This window comes from Chitinophaga sp. Ak27 (genome assembly GCF_012726295.1).
Taxonomy (GTDB): domain Bacteria; phylum Bacteroidota; class Bacteroidia; order Chitinophagales; family Chitinophagaceae; genus Chitinophaga.
Genome location: NZ_JABAOB010000001.1, coordinates 1,385,411 through 1,406,638, shown reverse-complemented (window position 1 = coordinate 1,406,638; position 21,228 = coordinate 1,385,411). Strand labels below are relative to the sequence as shown.

Annotated in this window: 25 protein-coding genes; 22 read left to right on the top strand and 3 right to left on the bottom strand. The window is 43.8% G+C overall.

Annotated elements, in window-relative coordinates:
- Positions 1 to 6 precede the first annotated feature (6 nt).
- From HGH90_RS05485 to HGH90_RS05385, 21 genes are all read left to right on the top strand, one after another.
- Positions 7 to 654 carry a hypothetical protein gene (locus HGH90_RS05485; protein ID WP_169190579.1) on the top strand — a complete coding sequence of 216 codons (648 nt, stop codon included), beginning with the start codon at positions 7 to 9 and terminating at the stop codon, positions 652 to 654.
- Between the two features lie 27 nt (positions 655 to 681).
- Positions 682 to 1,317: a TerB family tellurite resistance protein gene (locus HGH90_RS05480; protein ID WP_169190578.1), complete on the top strand. Its 636-nt coding sequence runs from the start codon at positions 682 to 684 to the stop codon at positions 1,315 to 1,317.
- A 14-nt stretch (positions 1,318 to 1,331) separates the two neighbouring features.
- On the top strand, positions 1,332 to 2,399 hold the full coding sequence (gene traJ, locus HGH90_RS05475) for a conjugative transposon protein TraJ (protein ID WP_169190577.1): 1,068 nt from the start codon (positions 1,332 to 1,334) through the stop codon (positions 2,397 to 2,399).
- 39 nt (positions 2,400 to 2,438) lie between these two features.
- Positions 2,439 to 3,059, top strand: a complete 621-nt coding sequence (traK, locus tag HGH90_RS05470) for a conjugative transposon protein TraK (protein ID WP_169190576.1) — start codon at positions 2,439 to 2,441, stop codon at positions 3,057 to 3,059.
- 4 nt (positions 3,060 to 3,063) lie between these two features.
- Entirely contained in the window at positions 3,064 to 3,516 is a 453-nt protein-coding gene (locus HGH90_RS05465; protein WP_169190575.1) for a hypothetical protein, read from the top strand.
- Between the two features lie 9 nt (positions 3,517 to 3,525).
- The gene (gene traM / locus HGH90_RS05460; protein WP_169190574.1) at positions 3,526 to 4,776 is read left to right on the top strand and encodes a conjugative transposon protein TraM; all 1,251 of its coding nucleotides are present in this window, start codon (positions 3,526 to 3,528) and stop codon (positions 4,774 to 4,776) included.
- Positions 4,777 to 4,794: 18 nt separating this feature from the next.
- Entirely contained in the window at positions 4,795 to 5,598 is an 804-nt protein-coding gene (gene traN / locus HGH90_RS05455; RefSeq protein ID WP_169190573.1) for a conjugative transposon protein TraN, read from the top strand.
- A 33-nt stretch (positions 5,599 to 5,631) separates the two neighbouring features.
- Positions 5,632 to 6,255, top strand: coding sequence for a hypothetical protein (locus tag HGH90_RS05450; RefSeq protein ID WP_169190572.1), 624 nt, complete (start codon positions 5,632 to 5,634; stop codon positions 6,253 to 6,255).
- Positions 6,256 to 6,267: 12 nt separating this feature from the next.
- The gene (locus tag HGH90_RS05445) at positions 6,268 to 7,569 is read left to right on the top strand and encodes a hypothetical protein (protein WP_169190571.1); all 1,302 of its coding nucleotides are present in this window, start codon (positions 6,268 to 6,270) and stop codon (positions 7,567 to 7,569) included.
- Complete coding sequence (locus HGH90_RS05440) at positions 7,538 to 8,185, top strand: hypothetical protein (protein WP_169190570.1); 648 nt, start codon at positions 7,538 to 7,540, stop codon at positions 8,183 to 8,185. The genes HGH90_RS05445 and HGH90_RS05440 overlap by 32 nt, the downstream gene beginning before the upstream one ends.
- 11 nt (positions 8,186 to 8,196) lie before the next feature.
- Entirely contained in the window at positions 8,197 to 8,697 is a 501-nt protein-coding gene (locus HGH90_RS05435; RefSeq protein WP_169190569.1) for a hypothetical protein, read from the top strand.
- Positions 8,698 to 9,136: 439 nt separating this feature from the next.
- On the top strand, positions 9,137 to 9,349 hold the full coding sequence (locus HGH90_RS05430) for a hypothetical protein (RefSeq protein WP_169190568.1): 213 nt from the start codon (positions 9,137 to 9,139) through the stop codon (positions 9,347 to 9,349).
- Between the two features lie 11 nt (positions 9,350 to 9,360).
- Positions 9,361 to 9,837 carry a J domain-containing protein gene (locus tag HGH90_RS05425; RefSeq protein ID WP_169190567.1) on the top strand — a complete coding sequence of 159 codons (477 nt, stop codon included), beginning with the start codon at positions 9,361 to 9,363 and terminating at the stop codon, positions 9,835 to 9,837.
- A gap of 39 nt (positions 9,838 to 9,876) precedes the next feature.
- The gene (locus HGH90_RS05420; protein WP_410493671.1) at positions 9,877 to 10,308 is read left to right on the top strand and encodes a DUF6908 domain-containing protein; all 432 of its coding nucleotides are present in this window, start codon (positions 9,877 to 9,879) and stop codon (positions 10,306 to 10,308) included.
- Positions 10,309 to 10,364: 56 nt separating this feature from the next.
- Positions 10,365 to 10,604, top strand: a complete 240-nt coding sequence (locus HGH90_RS05415) for a hypothetical protein (protein WP_169190565.1) — start codon at positions 10,365 to 10,367, stop codon at positions 10,602 to 10,604.
- 4 nt (positions 10,605 to 10,608) lie between these two features.
- Complete coding sequence (locus HGH90_RS05410; protein ID WP_169190564.1) at positions 10,609 to 10,917, top strand: J domain-containing protein; 309 nt, start codon at positions 10,609 to 10,611, stop codon at positions 10,915 to 10,917.
- A 242-nt stretch (positions 10,918 to 11,159) separates the two neighbouring features.
- Positions 11,160 to 11,942, top strand: coding sequence for a DUF3560 domain-containing protein (locus HGH90_RS05405; protein ID WP_169190563.1), 783 nt, complete (start codon positions 11,160 to 11,162; stop codon positions 11,940 to 11,942).
- Between the two features lie 480 nt (positions 11,943 to 12,422).
- A complete protein-coding gene (locus HGH90_RS05400; RefSeq protein WP_169190562.1) occupies positions 12,423 to 12,674 on the top strand; it encodes a hypothetical protein in 252 nt (83 codons plus the stop codon).
- Positions 12,675 to 13,377: 703 nt separating this feature from the next.
- Positions 13,378 to 14,637, top strand: coding sequence for a hypothetical protein (locus HGH90_RS05395; RefSeq protein WP_169190561.1), 1,260 nt, complete (start codon positions 13,378 to 13,380; stop codon positions 14,635 to 14,637).
- A 129-nt stretch (positions 14,638 to 14,766) separates the two neighbouring features.
- Complete coding sequence (locus tag HGH90_RS05390) at positions 14,767 to 15,267, top strand: hypothetical protein (protein ID WP_169190560.1); 501 nt, start codon at positions 14,767 to 14,769, stop codon at positions 15,265 to 15,267.
- Positions 15,268 to 15,646: 379 nt separating this feature from the next.
- Positions 15,647 to 17,101: a patatin-like phospholipase family protein gene (locus HGH90_RS05385; protein WP_169190559.1), complete on the top strand. Its 1,455-nt coding sequence runs from the start codon at positions 15,647 to 15,649 to the stop codon at positions 17,099 to 17,101.
- 362 nt (positions 17,102 to 17,463) lie between these two features.
- Here HGH90_RS05385 and HGH90_RS05380 read toward each other — a convergent pair whose 3' ends face one another.
- From HGH90_RS05380 to HGH90_RS05370, 3 genes are all read right to left on the bottom strand, one after another.
- The gene (locus HGH90_RS05380; protein ID WP_169190558.1) at positions 17,464 to 17,664 is read right to left on the bottom strand and encodes a DUF433 domain-containing protein; all 201 of its coding nucleotides are present in this window, start codon (positions 17,662 to 17,664) and stop codon (positions 17,464 to 17,466) included.
- A gap of 662 nt (positions 17,665 to 18,326) precedes the next feature.
- Positions 18,327 to 19,424, bottom strand: coding sequence for a hypothetical protein (locus tag HGH90_RS05375; RefSeq protein WP_169190557.1), 1,098 nt, complete (start codon positions 19,422 to 19,424; stop codon positions 18,327 to 18,329).
- On the bottom strand, positions 19,372 to 20,196 hold the full coding sequence (locus HGH90_RS05370) for an RNA polymerase sigma factor (protein WP_169190556.1): 825 nt from the start codon (positions 20,194 to 20,196) through the stop codon (positions 19,372 to 19,374). The genes HGH90_RS05375 and HGH90_RS05370 overlap by 53 nt, the downstream gene beginning before the upstream one ends.
- A gap of 194 nt (positions 20,197 to 20,390) precedes the next feature.
- On the opposite strand from HGH90_RS05370, the gene HGH90_RS05365 reads away from it, so the two are divergent.
- Entirely contained in the window at positions 20,391 to 20,813 is a 423-nt protein-coding gene (locus tag HGH90_RS05365) for a helix-turn-helix transcriptional regulator (protein WP_169190555.1), read from the top strand.
- The last annotated feature ends 415 nt before the right edge of the window (positions 20,814 to 21,228 follow it).

Genomic DNA, 21,228 nt, shown 5'->3' with positions numbered 1-21,228 from the left:
TGTTGTATGAAAGTGTGTGCGTCAGTACTGGTACTCCTGTGCGCTATAACGGCTTCGCATGGACAGGGTGTTAATGAATGGTTGCGGCAAAATGCTACGCAACGAAAATACCAGATTCAGCAAATCGTGGCCTTGCAGGCGCAAATTGCTCAAATCAAAAAAGGATACGAGATCGCCAAAAGCAGCTACAATACCATCCATGCCATCAAGAACGGCGAATTTTCTTTGCATGCTGCTTTCTTCACGGGCCTGAAAACCGTTAACCCGAAGGTGAAGAAGTATGCGCGGGTGGCCGATATTATCGCCAACCAGGTAACTATCATCCAGGTGGCGAATCAAAGCATCCGACAGGCCAGAAGCAGCCCCCGCTTCGCCGCTGGTGAACTGGCCGCCGTTTCTGAAATCTCCACGGCCTTGCTTACCGAAGTCGCCAAAACCATCGATCAGTTATCCGCAGTTATTCTCAACGGCAAGTATGAAATGACCGATGATGAACGCCTGCGGCGCATTGACCAGTTATATGTCACCAGCAGCCAGCAGGCGAAAACGGCTTTCACGCTATCCCAGCATGTCGGTTTTATTGACCGCAGCCGGTTGCAAGAGCTTTCAGAGATCAGCGCCATGCGCGAACTGTACAACATACCCGCACAGTAATCATTTTTCAACACCTAAAATCGATCCATGAAGTGCATATATAGCATCGTGTTCCTGCTACTGCTGGCGTCTGTTCCAATGGGAAGCAAGGCGCAAGCGGCTGAACTGGCGCAACTCGCGCTGAACATCGAGAAGCTCACCCAGTTCAAGCAAATCCTTGAACAGATGTACAAGGGCTACAAAGTACTTACCGAAGGTTACAATAAGGTGAAAGACGTTACCAGCGGCAATTATAAATTACACCAGGCATTTCTGGATGGTCTTTACCTCGTATCTCCCGAGGTACGCAAATACCAGCGCATTCCAGATATTATCAGTTACCAGATTGATATTCTGGACGAATACAAAGCAGCCTTCCGGCATTTTAAAAATTCAGGTGCTTTTTCTGAAAGTAACCTCACCTATCTCGATGCCGTGTACAGCAACCTGTTTCAGCGCAGCCTCAACAATCTGGAAGAATTAACAATGGTTATTACTTCCAATCAACTCCGCATGTCTGATGAAGAACGCCTGAGCGCCATCGACCGCATTTACGTGGAAATGAAACAAAAAAGAACTTTTCTGCGGCAGTTCAACGAGGAAGCCAAACTGCTGTACCTGCAAAAGAAAAAGGAGAAGGTGGAAATCGATAACCTCAACGGGCTATACAATTTTAAAAATTAAAACAAACAGTGGGTATGAAATATTGTGTGGGCGCCGGCGTGCTCTTGCTGGCAGTGTACTTTCCCTTTTTTTCCCAGGCACAGGGAATAGCAGGCGATATAAAGAGCTTTCAATCCGTCCTGGAAACACTCTACAAGGACATGCTGCCCAAAGTAGGCAGCCTGATTAACGTAGGCCGCGCAGTAGCCGGATTTGCGGCCATCTGGTACATCGCTTACCGCGTTTGGGGACACATCGCCCGCGCGGAAAGCATCGACTTCTATCCGCTTTTCCGGCCGTTCGCGCTCGGCCTGGCGATAACGCTGTTTCCACAAGTCTTAGCCGTAATGAACGGTGCGCTGAATCCTATCGTTACCGGCACTGCGCAACTGGTAGATAATTCCGATAAAGCCATTGCAGAACTGTTCAAAAAGAAAGAAGTGGAAATGCGCAAGAGCGACCAGTGGAAAGCACTGGTGGGCGAAAGCGGTGCCGGTGACCGATCCCTGTGGATGGAGTACACGCACCCGGACGTTAAGCAGGAAGGCTGGGTAGAAAAGATCGGCAACTCGATGGAATTTGTGATGGCGAAGATAGCTTACAATTTCACCAATGACATAAAGCGCATCATCAGTATAATCCTTCAAATTGTCTACGCCGCGGCAGCGCTTTGTATCAACACACTGCGAACGTTCAATTTAATCATCCTGGCAATGCTGGGGCCACTGGTGCTTGGTATCAGTGTCTTTGACGGGTTTCAACACACACTCAATATGTACCTGGCCCGCTACATCAACATTTACTTATGGTTACCCGTCGCCAATATCCTGGGTGCGGTACTCGGTACCATACAGGAAAATATTTTAAAAATGGATTTAAAAAACCTGGCGGAAACAGGCACCACCTTTTTTAGCACTTACGACCTCGGCTACATCATCTTTATGTTGATAGGAATCATTGCCTATACGACCGTGCCTAGTATTGCCGACCAGATCGTACACGTAGGCGGCGGTGGTGCCCTGCAACAGAAAGCGACCCAATCATTCGGCAGCATGGCCTTTGGCGGGCCCGCGGCAGTTGCTACCGGCAAAGTGTCCTTATAACATGAACAGTATTGTGTGACCGATAAAGTGAAGTAAGATATGTTCCATCAGTTAAAGAATCTGGACACCGCGTTTAAACATGTCCGTTTATTCAGCCTGGTGTTAATTCTCGCAAATGTTATTATCAGTTGTTATGCCCTTTTTTATGCCTTGAATTTTGCGGATGCGGCGCAGCAGCGCGTTTACATTATATCTGATGGCAAAGCCATTGAAGCATTTGCCAGCAGTAAAAAGGACAACATTGCCGTGGAAGCCCGCGACCACATCAAGGTATTTCATAACCTGTTTTTTACCTTATCACCAGATGACAAAGCCATCACTGAAAACCTTAAACGTGCATTATACCTGGCGGATAACAGTGCCAAATCCCAATATGACAACCTGCTTGAAAAGGGCTATTACATGCAGGTGGTGAGCGCCAATATAAGCCAGGATATTACGCCTGATAGTATTGTGGTCAACACCACCAACTACCCGTATTACTTCCGCTATTACGGTAAACAGCGCATTGTCCGTTCTACCTCCATTGCCACGCGCAGCCTTATCACCGAAGGCTATATCCGGGATTTGCAGGAACGCAGTGATAACAACCCGCACGGATTTTTGATCGAACGCTGGACGACACTGGAAAACCGGGATTTGGAAATCACTAAACGATAAGACTATGTGGAGAAAGAAAATAAACAGACCGCCATCACTGCTTGCCGTCCGCGTTGCACAGGGTTTTACCTGGTTGCAAATGAAATGGGTGATCTGGATGCAGCAGCGCGAAGCCCGCCTTACCAACCACCAAAAGAAGTGGAGCCTTGCCATCTTCATGATTTGTTCCTGTAGTGTGTGCGTGTTGATCTTTCTATCAGGCATATCACCAGGCAGTTCGGGGTTGTCTATTCCTGTAGCTGCTGAGCCGGTACGCATGCCTGCTATTCAGCCTAACAACAGCGAATATACGCCCATCACACAGAACGATACCCTTGCCGTCCGCCTTTACCTGCATACCATTGACAGTATGCAGGATACCGAACAAGGACGGGTAGAACTCCAGGACTACTTCCGCGGGCGCCCCGGCCTGGCCGACAGCATCGAAGTACTTAGAAAGCTATTTAATCATCAATAAAAAGTGAACATGGAACAGTGGGAAAGAAAAAAAAGATTTTTAATGGTGGTACCGGTACTCGTACTTCCTTTTGTGGCCTTTCTGTTTTGGTCGCTCGGTGGCGGAAAAGGGAAGGCCGCACCCGTAACAAACGCGCAGGGCATCAATGCCAGCCTGCCTTCAGCGCAACTGCTCAAAGACGCACCGGCTGATAAAATGAGCTTATACCAACAAGCAGATAAAGATTCCCAGGTGTTGGCAGAGCAAATGCGTAATGATCCTTTCCGCCAGGATAGCAAACATCACCCAGCGGAGATCAGTCCCTTTTTCGATCAACCCGCCGCTTCAACCGCCTCTTCCGGTTCGGACGATGCGAATGAACGCAAGGTGCGCCAAAAACTCGCAGAGCTGGAACAGCAGCTACGCGCCGAACCACCCAAAGCAACAGAAGCCCAACGGTCGCCCACAGAAACGATGTACCAGCAGAAAGACGAGGATATAGCTAAACTGGAAGCCATGATGCAAAGTCTTAGCGGTAATGCCGCCGCTACCGGCGGAGATCCTGAACTTAGTCAACTCAATGGTATGCTGGAAAAAGTTTTGGACATACAGCATCCCGACCGCGTACGCGAGAAACTAAAGGCCAATTCTGCAAAGGATAAAGACAAGGTTTTCCCGGTGCTTAACCAGGATAACCGCCAGCTGGATGACCTGCTGGCAGAAGATACCACCCGCAAGAAATTACTATCGCGGATCAGTGCTACCCGTACCACTGTATCTGACTTTTATGGCCTGGAAGAAACAGCTCCGGACTTTTCTAACAACGGGATTACAGCGGTCATCCACAAGAATCAAACGCTGGTAAGCGGTGCCAATGTAAAACTGCGTACGACGCAAGACCTGTTTTTGCAAGGCAAACTGATACCTACCGGCACATTCGTTTCGGGCATTGCCAGCCTGAACGGCGAACGGCTGCAAATCCACATTGAACACATCCGCTACCAGGATGCGGTTTTCCCGGTGGACTTGACCGTTTTTTCGCTTGATGGCATCGAGGGTATCCACATACCCGGCGCCATTTCCAGGGACGCCGCTAAACAGGGGGCCGATGAAGCGTTGCAAACGCTGCAAATGTCTTCGCTTGATCCGTCCATCACCGCACAGGCAGCATCGGCCGGCATTGAAACGGTGAAATCGTTCTTATCGAAAAAAACAAAGCTCGTGCGGGTAACGGTGAAAGCCGATCATCCCGTACTGCTCATGAATTCCAATAACAATTAATCATTAAACGTGAAAAAGATGAAAGTGCTGCTTGTAGTAATGATCCTGTTTGCCGGTTTTTATAACGCCGAGGCGCAAGTGCCGCCTTATCCGCAAGCTATCCAGGTGGGTAGCAATACCACTACCATGCTGGTTTTTCCCGCTGCCATCAAAGATGCTGATCGCGGCAGCGCCGATATTATCATTCAACCGGTTAAAAACGCCCGCAACGTCCTCAAAGTGAAAGCCGTTAAAGAAAACTTCCAGCAAACTAATTTAACTGTGTTTACCGAAGACGATAAAGTATACTCGGTAAGTGTTTCCTATCATCCTTCCCCCTTTGAACTGGCCTACAACTTTACGCAAGTGCCTTTGAATCTGCCGCCTGCCACCGAGCGCCCGCTCAATGATCCGGAAGTACAGGCACAATCGGAACTGATCGCAGGACTGGCGCCCATTACCCGGCATCCGACCCAAAGAGCATATGCGATGGAAATGCGACTGAACGGTATTTATTCCAAGGGCGGGGTTTTGTTTTTCCAGTTTTCTTTATCCAACCACTCCAACATTCCTTTTTCACTAGCCTTCCTGCGTGCCTATCACCGCGATAAGACCAAAGCCAAACGGTCCTCCCGGATGGAAAAGGAAGTACTGCCGCGCTATTTTGCCCAGCATCCTACGGTAGCCGCGCATACCACGGCCAATTTCGTGGTGGCGATGGATCAATTCACCATTGCCGACAACAAACTGTTTGTCATGGAGTGCTTTGAGAAAAACGGTGACCGCCACCTGGCGTTGAAGATTAAAGGCAAGCATATTCTTCGCGCCCACCCTCTACGGTAAAACTTAATTTTTACATCATTAAATCTGTGGCCTATGAATCGTATTGATGCTGCTATGGCAGATTGGCAAGGCCGTGAGAAGCGGTACAAGCAACGCTATGGGCCTAAACTGGTAAATGACAGGGCCTTTGCTAAAGTGAAGCTGAAAGCCTGGAAACGTACCCTGCGCGAAACCAGGGTCATGAAGTTGACCAACGAAGAAAAGGACGACCGCAATATCTTAAAATCCCAGGTCCGTGACCTGGAAACGCAATTAACCCCCAACCCGGTACTACGCTTCATCAAAAGGGTAGCAGAACGTACCCAGGAAGTGGCTGTCGCTGCCTGGGGCCTCGCTGTGCGCACGGTGGAAAACAGGCGAAATAAAAGCGCTTTCGGGGAAGATGTACTTAACACCACGCAGGTGGATTATGCGCAAAACCAGGGAAACGCCAACACAAGGACACAGGCCAACACCGCCACGCAAACCCAGGAGCAAACGCCTATGCAGCTTCCTGCACCGGCGCCGGCGCAGCATCAACGGTCTACCCCAATTCCCGGACCGGACAACCCACAGGTATCATTCAGCAATAACCATCAAAACCGCCTGGCATTAAAAAAAATACACCGGCAGCGCACCGTCCAGGCGGTAAGCGCCAGTAAAAAACAATCACTTTAAAAAAATAGCTTTATGGAACAGAACATGGAAGAAAAGGTGGAAAAGCTCTTACAGGAATTTGATCGTATAGGCATTCCCCGTGAACGTCATGAAACAGATGTTCGGGCGGCCATCAATGATGGACTTTCCCAATTCGCCGTTTATGATACTTTTCAGCGCGGCGATAAGTACATGGATATGGAAATCCGTGTAGATTACAACGAGAAGCTGGAACGCCACAGCCTTACCGCGGTGGAAGCGGCCGTTCTCAATGTAAAGGTACCAGCGAAAATCGCCGCTACCGATCATTTCAAGGAAATGGAGTTTTTGTTGCAATATCCCCCATCGGCAGATATGAGCCAACCCAACGCCCAGGAGCTCTACCAGGAACGCGTCACCGAACACGGACGCCAGATCACAGACAAAATGCAACTGCTGCACAATGAGGCGCCGGAAATTTATGATGTGATTGCCGCGAAATACAACCCGATCACGCAGTTTGAGCCAAGCCCCGAACGCGCCGCCGGTGTAGAAAAGGTATTGCAGGACAATACAGTTTCAGCTACGTTCAGCTCTTACTACCGGCTGCAACCTGCTGAAATGTTTAACCTGTTGACGGTAGACAATTCTTATGTACAAAAACGTCTGTATAAAAAAGCGCCCGAAGGCCAGCCCAATAACTTTGTTGGCTGGGTGCAACCTAAACTGAACAAGGTGCATGAAAGCGGGGTAACGCAAATGAAGCTGGTAAACGATTTTCCGCTTACCGAAAAGCTGTTGAGCCTGAACCTCGTGGAAGTAGTAGACGCCGCGAAATTCAAGTTCCTGGAAACCGAACTTCGCCAGGGTGGCACCATGATCGTGAATAACCTCAATAAAACCGGTGATGCCCGGATTTCCATCAAAGCCGATCCTGATGGTGGCAGTGTACAGCTTACGTCCTTAAAAACCGGCAGAATTTTACCACATAACGAATTCCGCAAAGATCCTATGGTCATCATTCAAACAGCCGAAGGAGGTGTCGTAGTAGGGAAGAAAGAAGCGCCGGAACATTTTGAACCGAAAACGTCTGTTTCGGTAGACCGTGAAAATACCTTACAAAAAAAAAGAGAGCAGCAGCATGGCTCCGCCCAGGCCACTGAACCCGTTGTTGCGGATAATCCAACCGTGAAGGAAACAGCGGGCGTAGGGGCCGAAAATTCGGTTAAAGCAACGGCCGCTGAGCAAACCCGCCAGGAAGGACAAAAAGGTGCCAAAGAACTCAACGGCAGGTCAGGCAAGAAGCAACGTGAACTAAAGGCGGATGCTGGTAAAAGCCAAAGAAGGCACGCCTGATTTTTTGGGAGGTCAGCACCGGTTTTCTTTTCAGCCCCCGTTGCGACGCTCTGTTCATCGTTTGCCCGCTGTTGTAGCGGCGGGCAGACGTTTTTTTACCTATTTTGTTTGTTGTATGTACACTCTTGCGATTCAGTTTTATTCACATGACCCGGAGCCGCCAGCGGCAACTGAAACCATACCGCCAAAGGAAACCTTCACCCCGCATCGTTCCTTGCATAAAGCAATGGCAGCGGTGCAGGCCATTGATATGCGGGAATTTGTTCCCAAATTGGCGCGTGAACTGCCACTTTCGCGGCAGATGAAAACCGCTGCTGTGCTTGATGGCAGCAGGAACGTGGTTTTTACGGTTCGCTATTTTGACCAGTACGAGAACATCGGCATGCCTGCCGGTATTTACCTTAACATACAACCCTCGACGTTTTCCCTGGATAGTTTTGAGAAACTGGCGCGTTTTCCGCTTTCCTCGTACCAGGCGCTGGGGCCGCAGGAAGCACACTTCCTGCTGCATACCAAAGCGGAGCTGCTCAACCAGCAGCAGTCCATCATCAATAAACATTACCACAATACAACGCGGAGTGTAAAGGCGGATCGTAATTCCCAATTAAAGCCATAATCCGTTCAGCGATGAAATACGATGTAGTGTGTTCGGAGCGCAACCTGGAAAAGATGTGGAACAATGAAAAAGGAATGCCTTCAAAATCCATTATTGTAGATAGTTTTCACAGCTTAAAACACGCCGTGGCCTGGATGGAAAGAATTGATATGCGCATGCTGGTGCCGCACCTGGCACTCAATTATAAACTGCCCGCGTTTATCCAGGAACTGGCCGTTGCCAAGCGCCGCAAAGAACTACTGGCAACGAAACTTTATATGCCGGAAGACAAACGGCAACGGCTATCCGAAGGAATTTATCTGAACATCAATACAGCCGTCATCAGTGTAAAAGATTTTGAAAAGAAAAGCGGCCTGTATCTTCCTATGGAAACGAACCTGCATAAAGATGAAAGAACGTTTTTGTCCGCTACTACCCGGGAACTGATCCGGCAGGAATTAGAGACATTGAAAAAACATTTGTTTGTCCGGTTGATTCGACCGGACGGCAGCAATGGTATTACGTTGAATTAAGCTATTAGGTTGGAAGAGGACACCGGCTCTGCAGGAGTGCAACCGGTTAGCAAGACAACCTAATCAGGGATAAGTAAGGGGCGCATCCGCGAAAACGGATAGCGCCCTTTTTTTTATGCTTACCGGTATGCAATAAATGTGCTGTAATCAATTCGTGCTAAATATGGCCTTTCACTCACCCTTTTCGCGAAGTTAATGCACGGGAGATGCCTCCGAACAAGGAGTCTTAAAAAAAATCTCCACCCCTTCACATTCATTCGCTCCCCATATGCTTCACCGCGGTTCTTCCACCGCACACTGCCCCGGCGCCATCGCCGGGGTAGTATTTTTTTAAAAGTCCTCGTTCTCCTGCATCCCCCGTGAATTGGCTGGTCGCTACGGGTATGTGGAAGGCGGCAGGCGTTCACTACGGCTTTAAAAAACTTTAAAAAATAGCATTATGACCAGACAAACTTTTTCACTCGTCGCGCTCATGCGCACCAGCTGGCAGATCCAGCGCACGCGGCAAATTTCCCGCGCAAAGGCCATTACCAGCGCATGGGCCATTTTTCAGAATGCGGATATAATGGTTTACCACCTGGCGCGTAAACATTCGCGCAAAGGCATTGACCCCACCCGCACCGCTCAACACCTCACCTTATTCATTGCATAAAAAACCGCGTCATGAACTACTTTAAACATTGCACCACCATCGACGAAGTAAAGGTACTTTACCGCGAACTGGCGAAAACCCACCACCCCGACAGGGGCGGCGATACAGCCACCATGCAGGCCATTAATACAGCATACGCGGCAGCCTGCGCGGCCATCTACCGCGGCGCTGATCTTTCCGAGGTCGAGAAAGAAGAAGCGATCACCGAAACGGAACGGTACCGCGAAACACTCGAAAAAATCATTCACCTTGAAGGCGTCATCATTGAACTGATGGGCCTCTGGATTTGGGTATCCGGCAACACCTACGCGGTGCGCAAAGAGCTAAAAGCCGCCGGCCTTTTCTACGCTTCCAAAAAGCAATGCTGGTACTACCGCCCCGAAGAGTACAAGTGTTTGCACGGCGGTAACCTCACGTTAGAGCAGATTAAAAACCGCTACGGGAGCCAAACTATCGCCCGCAACACGCGGCCCCTGCTCGCCCACTAAAAACGCACTTCCATTTTTTCACTTCAAAATAAATACACGATGAAAAATTTAAATCGTACAGCTACTAAAGTGTTTTGCACACTACTGGAACGGACAAACGCCATTTCTCATAAATTTTTAAGTGAGGGGTTTATGCCCCTCACACTCTCCAAAATGTCACCGCTACACGGTGAGGGTGGCAAGCATACCGCGGACCTGTACCAGCTTGCGCACACCTTCCTACAATACGGCGATACCATGCACGATCCTGCTATGGATTTTATCGTCATGGGCTACACCAAAGGTTGCGACCCAACAACGGTAATTATCTGCCCGGCCTCTTTCCGCCAGGATACAACCGGCCATTACAGCGAAAGCGTACGCTTTAACGGTTCCACCTTTGGCGGTTACTACCCGCGCGAGCAAGCCGACCAAACCTATTTCGCCAATATCTGGCTCCGCAACATCAAAGAACAAGGCTTTTTACAATAACGTAACCGGGGCACCGGGGCGCCCCTCATTTTCCCACAGTTAAAAAATTTTCAATCATGATTACCATTTATGTAAATGCAACCCTGCAATTACCGGACAACGACCAATGGCAAAACCGGTTCAACATCAAGAGCGCCAGCTCTAACCGCCTCTATGTAATCGCCCAAAACATCAAAAAAAGACATTGGGCTTGCAGTTGTCCCGGCTGGAAGGCGCACCGCCATTGCAAGCACCTGGACGCGCTCAACTTACCAGGTAAAGAACAACCCTTTGAAGTCAACATCATAAATCAATAATAAGATGGCAAAATCATTTTTGGAAGGTTACCAAACCTACGACACCGGCGACGGTTACGGCAATGCCCACGAGTGGAAAGGCGCATTCAAAGGCCGCATGAGCAAGGAAGATGCCACCGCCTTTTTTAACGGCCAGCCACAAACGCCGCACGAAATACTGAACGTACCGCTAGGCGCCACCGCTGCCGGGATAAAAAAAGCCTTCCGGCGGCTCATGATGGAATGGCACCCGGACCGCAACCAGCACCGCGCTGCGGAAGCGGAAGAAATGAGTAAAAAAATCATTGCGGCCTACACCGTCTTAACCAGGTAATAGGCGCACCTTGCACATGGAAACATACCACTATCAAATAATCGTGCTGGGCTACCGTACGCCCTGGGCTTTTATCCCCGCATATTCCAGGCGCTTTAAAAGCCGCAAAAAAGCCGAAGCGCCCGCCCTTCGCGCTGCCTGCTTTTACAAAGCAGAAGTAAGACAACCACGGGCAAACAGCCCAGCACCGGCACTTCCCACTATTTCCGCCATCCCAATTTTTAAACTAAAAAAACAAGTATATGAAACACAATTATCACGAAAGAAAGCAACGGCGCATTGACTATGCCAAACAGCAAGCCGCCAAATGTGAGCAGGAATCTACCCGCCGTTACGATGCCGCCAGGGAGATCAGTAGTTTCATTCCTCCTGGGCAGCCTATACTGGTCGGCCACTACTCCGAAAAGCGCCACCGCCGCGACCTTGCTAAGATCGATAACTATATGCGTAAGAGCATAGAAGCGACCGATAAGGCCACTTATTATAGGGATAAAGCTGAAATCGTCGAAAACAATAATGCCATTTCTTCCGATAACCCGGATGCATTGGCTTTGCTCAAAGAAAAGCTGGAACGCCTAACGGCGATGCAAGAATTTATGAAACAAACCAACAAATTTATCAAGAAGAACGACAAAGATGCTTTTTTAAAGCTCCCCAGCGCGACGGAAGCGCTATGGACCGAGCTAACCAGTGCCGCCAGTCGCTGGGATATAGGCTATCCGCATTACCGGTTAAGTAATAATAATGCCGTTATCCGCAATACCAAACAGCGTATTGCCAAATTGGAAAAACTGACAGCCCTCACCACACAGGAATTTACTTTTAAGGGAGTCCGCGTAGTACAGAATGTAGAAGCAAACCGCATACAACTAATATTTCCTGGCAAACCTGTCGAAAAAGTACGCGAGGCACTGCGCCATAACGGCTTTACATTTTGTCGAGAGGAAATGGCCTGGCAGCGCCAGCTGAATAATGCAGGATTTTCTGCCGCCAAATTTTTCTTACGGGTATATACCCCCGAATAACCAACAGCGGGCGCCGGGAAGGGTGCCCGCCTTTATTCACTTTTAAAGAAACTTGTTATTTCTATCATCTCTCTAAGTTTACTTTTTTGGGATGAAGCCATTTTGAAAAAAATAGTGGCTGGCTCTAAAATATTTTGGTCGTACCGGTTTGAATGATCCATTCGCATACGACTTCACCCGGCCGTTGAGTTTTTTTAAGTTTCTCTATACCGATCCGTTGCGCTTCCGGGCATCGGTCATGTGGACCTTTGAAGGCTACGAGAGTGATTCCCGCGAAGTCTGCGATAACATCTATCGAGCTGCGGGTATTACTTTACCTGAAAGACGGCAAAATCGTGGCTAGCCCGGTGCAGGCTTTGGAGGCTGATTAAAAACGATCATCTGCTTCCTTTTCCGAAAACGTCCGTTTTTTCTTACATCTGTATGATTTGGTGTAAGAGAAACTACCACTGGAGTACCATTTTGCAGGTAAAAATGGTCATGATAAACAAAGATGAACTGGTGGTAATGCGGGCAATAGCTCTTTGTTTTAAGCCCTTTTTGAAGCCGGAAGAAGCGCAGGTATACACCAACCTTGGAAAGTCGCAACTGGCAAAAAAGGCACAGGAAATGGGCGTTTACAGAAATGTAAGTGGTTATTATAAACGGGAGGAACTGGACACCCTTATGAATGGTTCGCCTTCGCCTTTTGAATCAGCGGCTACCCATCTTTCCATTAAGAAAATCAGATGACTTGGCCGTGCAATGGTTACACTGGAAAAAAACTTAATGATTGGTTCAAACGTAAATTCAGACAGGATGTTTTGCAACGCGTCATAGAAGTTTTACGAGATTCAAGTAATAGTTGCACTAAGCGAACACTAATACCACAAAGTCCCTCAAACTACGAGGGGCCGTTATTTGTGAAATACCCGTTACTACCAAGAGCCGGGAAATATGTTATTCGATTTCTGGCAAAAGCATAAGCGAACAAAATACCGGTGATACTGGCTGATCTATAGGATAAACAATTTCGGTCGATAGTGGGAGAAAGCGGAGGAAATGCAGGGAAAACGGAATCGACTAAAAATAAAACAGATTGTAAATCAATTACTTACAACCTATTGATATACCCTGAACTGGATTCCCAATGGCCTGGTTATTAGTATCTTGTCAAATTTGTGTCTTAAAATGAAAGAACACCGTTTTTTTAAACATCTATTCGCTCTTTCTCACTATCATAGCGAAAATAAATTGTCTATCCATAGAACTAAACCTGCGAGTTGGTTACTTGATAAATTGATTGAGTAAAATGTAGAATACTTATCAATGGAGCCAAAGGATCTGTAACTTTTAATATTACAATCGAAAAATTTTTTCTTGAGCTGATACTTGCTTTTATTGTTGGCTCTAATTGATGAAAATATTAATATATTGTACGTTTTAAATATCTAGAATGCAACTACCTTTAGAACACTTTTTATTGGAATTGAATCTCGAAATTGATTCCCAAGAATTATTTAGTGAATCCTTTTTGTGCTATAAGGCAGGCGCATATAAAGCAGCTTACGCCTTTTCATATTTGGGCTTTATGTCAATTTTAAAATTCAGGATACTTAATTCCGTTACTCCCCCCAACGGCATAAATGCTCAGCAATGGTCGATTATACAAGGAGAACTCAGGAATATTGACAAATGGGAAGAAGGATTGTTGACTCAGACTCAAAGGCAGAAAGATCCAGTTTTTTTTATTAATGATGACCTTCGCAACCAAGTTATCTATTGGAAGAATAGAAGGAATGATTGTGTGCACCATAAAAATAATGCAATAACGCGTATTACAGTTGAAGCATTTTGGGATTTTCTTCTGCACATGTTGCAGCGTTTTCAAGTTAATGGCAGTATGGGATCACTTGTATCCTTGATCGTAGATCATTTTGATGTAAATAAAAACCCTTTAGGACAAGATGTAACCCCATTAGTGCAACAGATACCCCGAGTAATGGAACTGAGGAATTACCCTGTTTTCTTTGCTGATTTAAAAAACAATATCAAGCCAGAAGAATTTTTTCAGATCATGGATAAGATTTTCCTCTTTTCTCCAGGGGATTTAAAAAGAGCAGGTGCTGATTTTGCTTTTCACCAGATAAAACTTTCTACTATAACATATTTTTTTCGTCGGTATCCACAACATTGCCATTTTCTATCCAATTATCCGCAAATTGTCCGTTCTATCTGGAAGGGGCATCTGTTTACAACAAAGTACAACGATTATACTGTTTTTTGTACATTTATACGGCTGCGCTTGATTCCAAATGATCAACTGGAAGAAGCTATTGAAACGGCTGTCGCTAAACTTGATAAGGCGTTTCCTATAGATGAAGATATAAATACGCTGAAAAATACAATCTTCTACACACAGCTCAAGGATAAATACATTGTGCAGAAAGCGCATTTAGATTTCTATAACAGCAATAAGAATAAAATCCGGCATTATTTGGAAAATATTGAACCAGACGAAGACATTCTGAAGTTCTTAAATTACGTAGTCACTAGGGATTTTGCTCCGTGGGGTTTAAATAATTCAATAGACGCTATGCTTAGGAGCAATCAACAATTAGCAGATAACTTTAAAGCTAAATTCCAAGAGTATAACATCACGCCCGCCAAATTTTACAGAGATATCTTTAGACAAGAAGATACTCCTGCGGAATAATCATGTAAGCATTAAGATGATCCATTCATTATTAAAGAGTTTTGATAGCGCTAAATACTATGAAGAAAGAGTATTGCATTTTAGAATCATCTTTTAGTAGATAGTTTTCCTCATTTAAAAATATATTTAATGATTACAAAAAAAATTTTACCGAAATTTTTAGATGTAAAGGATTGGCAAATCCTTAGAGTTATTGCGGTTTATGGCAATAAGTACTATCCATTTATAGGGCTGCTTCCATATACAAGAACTCTGAATAAAAATTATGATTGGGAGACTGGCGATACTACTGACGCTGCTATTCTTCAAGAAATTCAACGACTATACCCTGATTCGGTCCTAATTGAGCATAGCCTAATTGCTTTGGAAAATGAGCTTGAAGAAAAATTACAGCGCTATGCCCGTCCTTTTCATCTTAATTTTGAGTTGACGTTATTTCCTTCTTTCCCATATGAAGGTGAAAACCTTGGAAAATATGATGGAATGGAACTAACTTCATATACATATCCACTATCGATGAGGCTTGATAGAGAACCAAAGATGGAAATGGATTATATATTTTCCTCTTCAACAGTGCGTATACTATATAACCACATTGATGAAATTGCTAGTAGCATAGGAATAGTTTAGAGTTACTCTGAAAGTTCAACTGTTCCTGGAAGGTAGAGTAAAAGATTAAGTAGTTTCCCCTGATAGTTGGGTTGCTAGTGTTGTTTCTATTTCAAGAAATGACGCCAGGAATCCGGGGAGATATGCATAGGAAAGTGTACGGAGAAACAAGAAACGGGAGGTGCCAAAATAAAAGTTTAATAGGTTGTTATTTATTGTATTGATAATCCGAATCCCCAAAAATCAAATAATAATTCGTTATATTTATTAGGATACTAATTTATATAAAAATTTAAAGACGTATATGTGTTTTGCATCCCTCCCATGGTAATCAACAATTCTACAATTCCCTTTCGCTGACTAACATTAAGTAATTTAACCTCAATAGATTATCGTTAATATGAAGAAAAAAAAACGAGCGCTGGTCTTAGCTGGCGGCGGAGCAAAAGGAGCATATGCTTTCGGTTGTATGCAAGCATTCAAAGAAGCCGGAATCGAGTTTGATGTAGTAGCCGGAACATCCGTCGGTGCGTTAAACGCCTTTTTATGGTCAGCCGATGCTATGGAAAAGGGAGAAGATCTGTGGAATAATCTTAGTTTTTCTACTATCTATCCTGTTAAAATATTGAATTCTAAGTTTTATCCTGGATTTGTAATTAAAATAGTATCATTATTATATGTGGTATTCCGATTGCACTGGGCAACTGTACTGAGGCAGGAAGTACCATTTAGGAAGGTGTGGATAATGGTTTTATCCAGTCTATGTGCGTTGCTTCCTTTTCTGATTATGTATGCACATTTTAATGATACATTTTCGCATATCCTCATGGCCATAGGAATAGGTTTTGTCATACCTTTTTTGTGCGTGCTTGATACTTTTCTTTTAGATGATGATGGCAAAAGAGGCCGAGGAATGGGTTTGTATATGAGTAGTATATTAGTAGTTATTTGCTGTTGCTATCAGCAGCAGATACTTAATATTTGGCCTAATCACCGACTATTTACATGTATGCTTTATTTGGCAGCTAGCATGATCGGTATGGCAATATTTTATGGCCTGACTGTGCTACTAAAACGTGTCATCAACGCTTTTTGGGTTGAAGGGTCTAGTATTTTGGAATCTGGTCCGTTAAAAGCAAAATTACAGGAGATTATTGCTGAGAGCAAATTACAAGTACCTATATGGGCGACGGTAGCTAGAAATGTAAGTGTATATGATCCTGATAAACCGTCATGGTCTGTAACTGTTATGGCTCAAAACCCACCAAAGCGGGATTATGGAATTTGGAATCCCATTGTATCGCAAAAATGGTGTCCAAAATACATTAAATTAAATGAACTAGATAGTGAAAAAGCTGTAAGCTATTGTGCTGCCAGTGCTGCTATTCCTTTTGGGATAGTTCCATCAATTACAATTGATAAAGTCGAATATGTTGATGGCGGAATCGTTGACAACTGTCCGGTTGTACCAATCTTAAGATATGAAGAGGTAGATGAAATATTTGTTGTGATGCTAACTGTCTTTGAATGTGATACTAAAGCTGTTACAGGTTGCAAGATTACAACAGATGATAGTGCCTATTTATCTAGGCTTTTTGACCTATCAGAGTACCCAGTCCCTAAAGGAAATAAACGAGCACATGAGTTACCAGACATGCGGGCAAATTACCCTCCGACAGTTTTGCCACTTCAATCTCTTCACACAGATGCCAGGTTTGTGTTATTCTACCCCAAAAAACATTTGGGTGGCTGGTTCTCAGGGACGCTTAAATTCTCCAAAAAGTATTCAAAAGAGACTATGAAACAAGGCAAAAAAGACGCACAAGAAAAGTTAGCTGATTTAGGGGGACTGTAAGACAAACTGTGTCAAGTAATATTTTATAACCGTAATTTTAGTCGATCACCAAATATAATTGATAACTGGGACACAGTCAGGCTCCAGTTTTGAAGTGGCTGTGTCCATTTCTTTTGGATGTTTTGTGCAGCCAGGTAAATTTATTTTAAAAGGGCTATATCGGAGGTAAATGCGCCCTTTGTTTTGGTTACTTTACGGACCTGATGATGGAAGCCTTCGATGGTATTAGTGGTATATGTAGGCTCTGTAAATAAATGAGCTATTGTAGCTTATATAAATAAGCGTAATTTAATATATAAACGCAATCAAGCCAAATATGGTTTTATCCACCTGATGCTAAATGTCCGGCATTGAAGGCCTTCTTACAGCTTTGAAGCAGCATATGCTAAGACTGCATAAATGGCCTCTTCGGTAATTTGTGGATAAGCTATAAGAATATCTGCTATTGTTTCTTTCTCAGATAGCTTTTCCAGTATGATCACCACAGTAATTCTCGTTCCTCTGATGACAGGCTTACCCATCATTACTTTAGGATTTATTTCTATGTATTTTTGTATGTCCATTTAAAAAGAAGTTAGTATCAATTAAAAAATGGCTCCCAGCATAAACAGGCCGCGAGGTTAAGGCATCTCGAATTTGAATCCTCACCCAAATCTTTTTCTCAAATTTCCCGAGATAGACATCCCTGGACTTGTTTAAAGTGTACTTAGATAGCTCATGTGTAAATACTCGACCAGTCTTCATAACATATGGATACAATTGATATCACCATTTCAAGACTAGCGTCAACTTTCTTTATGGAAATGGTAACGAAAGTTTCAAAACGCAAGTTGTATAAACAAATGTATTCAGCTGAATATATCTTTAAATAGCATGTGCAAGTTTCGAAAGTACAGTTAGGTGCACCATTGTAGTTATCATTGATTTCTGATATAAGTAACTGCCCGATTAATGTCTGCGATCCAGTTGCAAGTGTCTTTTTATTGATATTACAAATGTCACAGCTTGCGTGTCCTGCAATAATTTATTGCTGTTTGAAAGTGATTAGCAAATTGTATACGCGCTAGCTCTTTCAAGGCCAAAAATGTCGAATAGACTGCATAATTCGATACGCTGTAGTTATCTTAAACCAATACTAAAAAGATATTTGGTGAGTGCTTTAATGACCTCACCCTACGGGTGTACAATCACCCTCTAATAAGTTAAGAACTAGTTTATTTCTCTGCTATTCCACTATAACAGTTATTCCAGCTAAACTCGCTTTGTATTCTATCTTTTGTTTGAGATTATAATAACTCCAATTTCTTAATAAAAACTGGTCCTCCTTTGCTGTACCTTCTTTAACGGTCTGATTTACTAGAACCAGAGTTGCTGCGCCATGTTTTATGCATAGATTTATCGCAGCCCTTGAGTAACTGTGGAATTTTGTGTTAATATAGTTTTTCTCTTTGTCGCTGTAGTTTATAGTTGCGCTTAGTTTCCTTTTTCTGCCGTGTTGCGACTTATTGAACTTTGAGCCCATCTGGCACCTTCTCCGAGCTTGCTGAATTGCTAAGCGTCTATGCAAAAATTCCTCCTTGTTTCCTATTTCATATCTTGCCTTACCAATCGTTACTATCATTGGAATTTCCACAGATAGTGATATTTCTGCCACTATCTCTTTTTTAAGATAAGCTGGATCTGTACTAAATTGGTATACAGCTAGTAAAAAGATCTTTCCCTTATCAAAAACCACACTGCTGGTACATAGCTTATATTCGCCTTCCAATGCTTTCTCCCAAGTTATTCGGTTGTCACCAAAATCCTTTCCGAAGAATGTTCTGAAATTTAGGCCATGCAGAGAGAAGGTGTAGTACTTTCTGTTATCCGATCGGTTGATGTTCGCAAACGACGTGGCAGGAAAAGGAATCGGTATCGTTCGCTTATAATTTCGTAGTGATTTTTCGCCTTTTAAGACTGCTATTCGCTCATGGCCTAATCGAGCCCTAATATCGGTGTTTAAAGCTGAGAGTATCGCCATGGGTATTTCCCCTTTAAAGTTCCTGCTTAGTACCTGGTATGTCGTATTTAAAGAAGACGTATTTAATATACCAGCTTCATCTTGGACCATATTCGCTAGTTTCACCTTTATACCGTCAACCAAATAAAGCATATCCTTTAACTGCTCTTGTAAATGAAATTGCGATACAATGAGATTAGCTGCTTTAAAACAAATAAATCGCCATAGTCGTAGTGTCTCCCATACCGCATTTTTTATTTCTTTATTATCACTATCTATTAATAGCTGTATTTTTCTGGTAATAACGTGTTTTTCTTGGCTCATTTGCTTTTATTTTTTTTAATATCAAAACAGTGTCGGAGTAGGTTGTTATAACATCTTCAATGGTGAAGTTTAGCTCAATGGCTATTTTGTCAAATGCATAGCCTGATTTCCGTAGTTTATATACCGCTATCTGTTTAAGATTTAGAACATCGGCTAAATGTTCATTGCATGAGCTTTGCTTCATTGTTTCCAGTTGCCTGCCATTTACAACAGACTTAATATATATTGCAGATTCCTCAACTTCCTTATATATTTTTTGATACGCCCTACCATATCTTTCTGCTATTTTTTGAGGGGATAATCGACCCTGCAAATAGTGTCTTACAATTGTCCTTTTATTTTCCGGCAAGTATGAAATTGCTTGATAAATCAGGTTTAATTTTTCTGTTTCAGCTTGTAATCTTCTTTTTTCTTCTTCTTCCGCTTCGATCGTAAAGGAAGCATATGGGGTATTTTCGCCACCGTCAATAAATATTATTCTGCTATAGAATTTATTGGATCGGAAATGTGAATATGCACCCCAGCGAATAGAGATCCTGAGAAACCTTAGAACATGCAACATACTTGTCATTCTGTGCCTAAACATCCATACTTTTAAAAATGCCTCTTGCAGTAAGGTATTTGTGGTGAAGTCATCGTTTGTCAACTTCATACCAAAATAGTATAGTGATTTATAGAAATGACCGTAGATGTAGTTAAGCCCACATTCCTCGCCCCGTTTGTATTGCTCAAAACGCTCGTAGCTTTTTATAGTATTAGTGGTAATTAACATTAGCAAAGGTTTACTAATAGTTGCTTTGTAGTTCCCATATTCAAATTGATAAAGCAAAGAAAATGTACCGTATGAGCGTATCCTACCAGATTTACTTGTATTTTACGGGTAAGTGCTGGTATTTTACCAGTTTTGGAAGAAAATCGTATATTTATTACATTTGAATCAATTATTTGACTTTTTTATACCTCATTATGGACAAAGTAGAATTTATCACAGGGGAATATGAAGGCTTAGCAGTAAGGCGGTTTCGGCAGTACCGCAATATGAAACAGGATGTGGTAGCAGACGCTTTAAACGTGTCTCAACAGACTGTTTCAGATATAGAAGCAGGAAAACGTAAACTATTGAAAGAGGATAAAGAAATACTCGCAAAACTTTTTGATGTGCCAGTAGAAGCAATTGAAAATTACAGTGAAAAGGGGTTTAATATTTATGCCACCTCCTTTACGAATACGAACAATGATCAATCTGCATTCGTTCAAAATAATCACAATCCAACCTTTAACCCATTGGATAAGGTAGTAGAATTGTACGAAAGAATGATTAAGGAAAAGGACGAGAAGATTGCAGAGTTGTCTGCTGCCCTCGAAAAGGCCAAGGCGCTGAAAAAATAAAATATTTGATAGTAGTTATGTTATAGTTATATATTATTTGTAATTTGTATTTAATTAATGATAAATGAGATAGCTTTGGCATCGCCAAAGCTATCTCATTTATAGCCTTATCAACTACCCTGAATTTTGACTCTATCCTCGGTTTGTCCACCACGAACTGATAACCGGCTCCTTGCTAATAGGCCGAATCTTCACTAGCTCTCGATAACAAATACGGCATATCTCCATTGCTTCTTCAGTATACAACCTACCATCCAGTGCCATTAAGGGTATTGAGCCAGGTTGGCTGGGAATTGAACTGATATGGTATATCTTCACTTCATCGGGAAGCAGATCGGAAAGCAATATAGATTGTGCATCTTTGACAAGTGAATACGTGGTAAGCGCCTCGCTACGCTGAATAGAAAACAGTAGG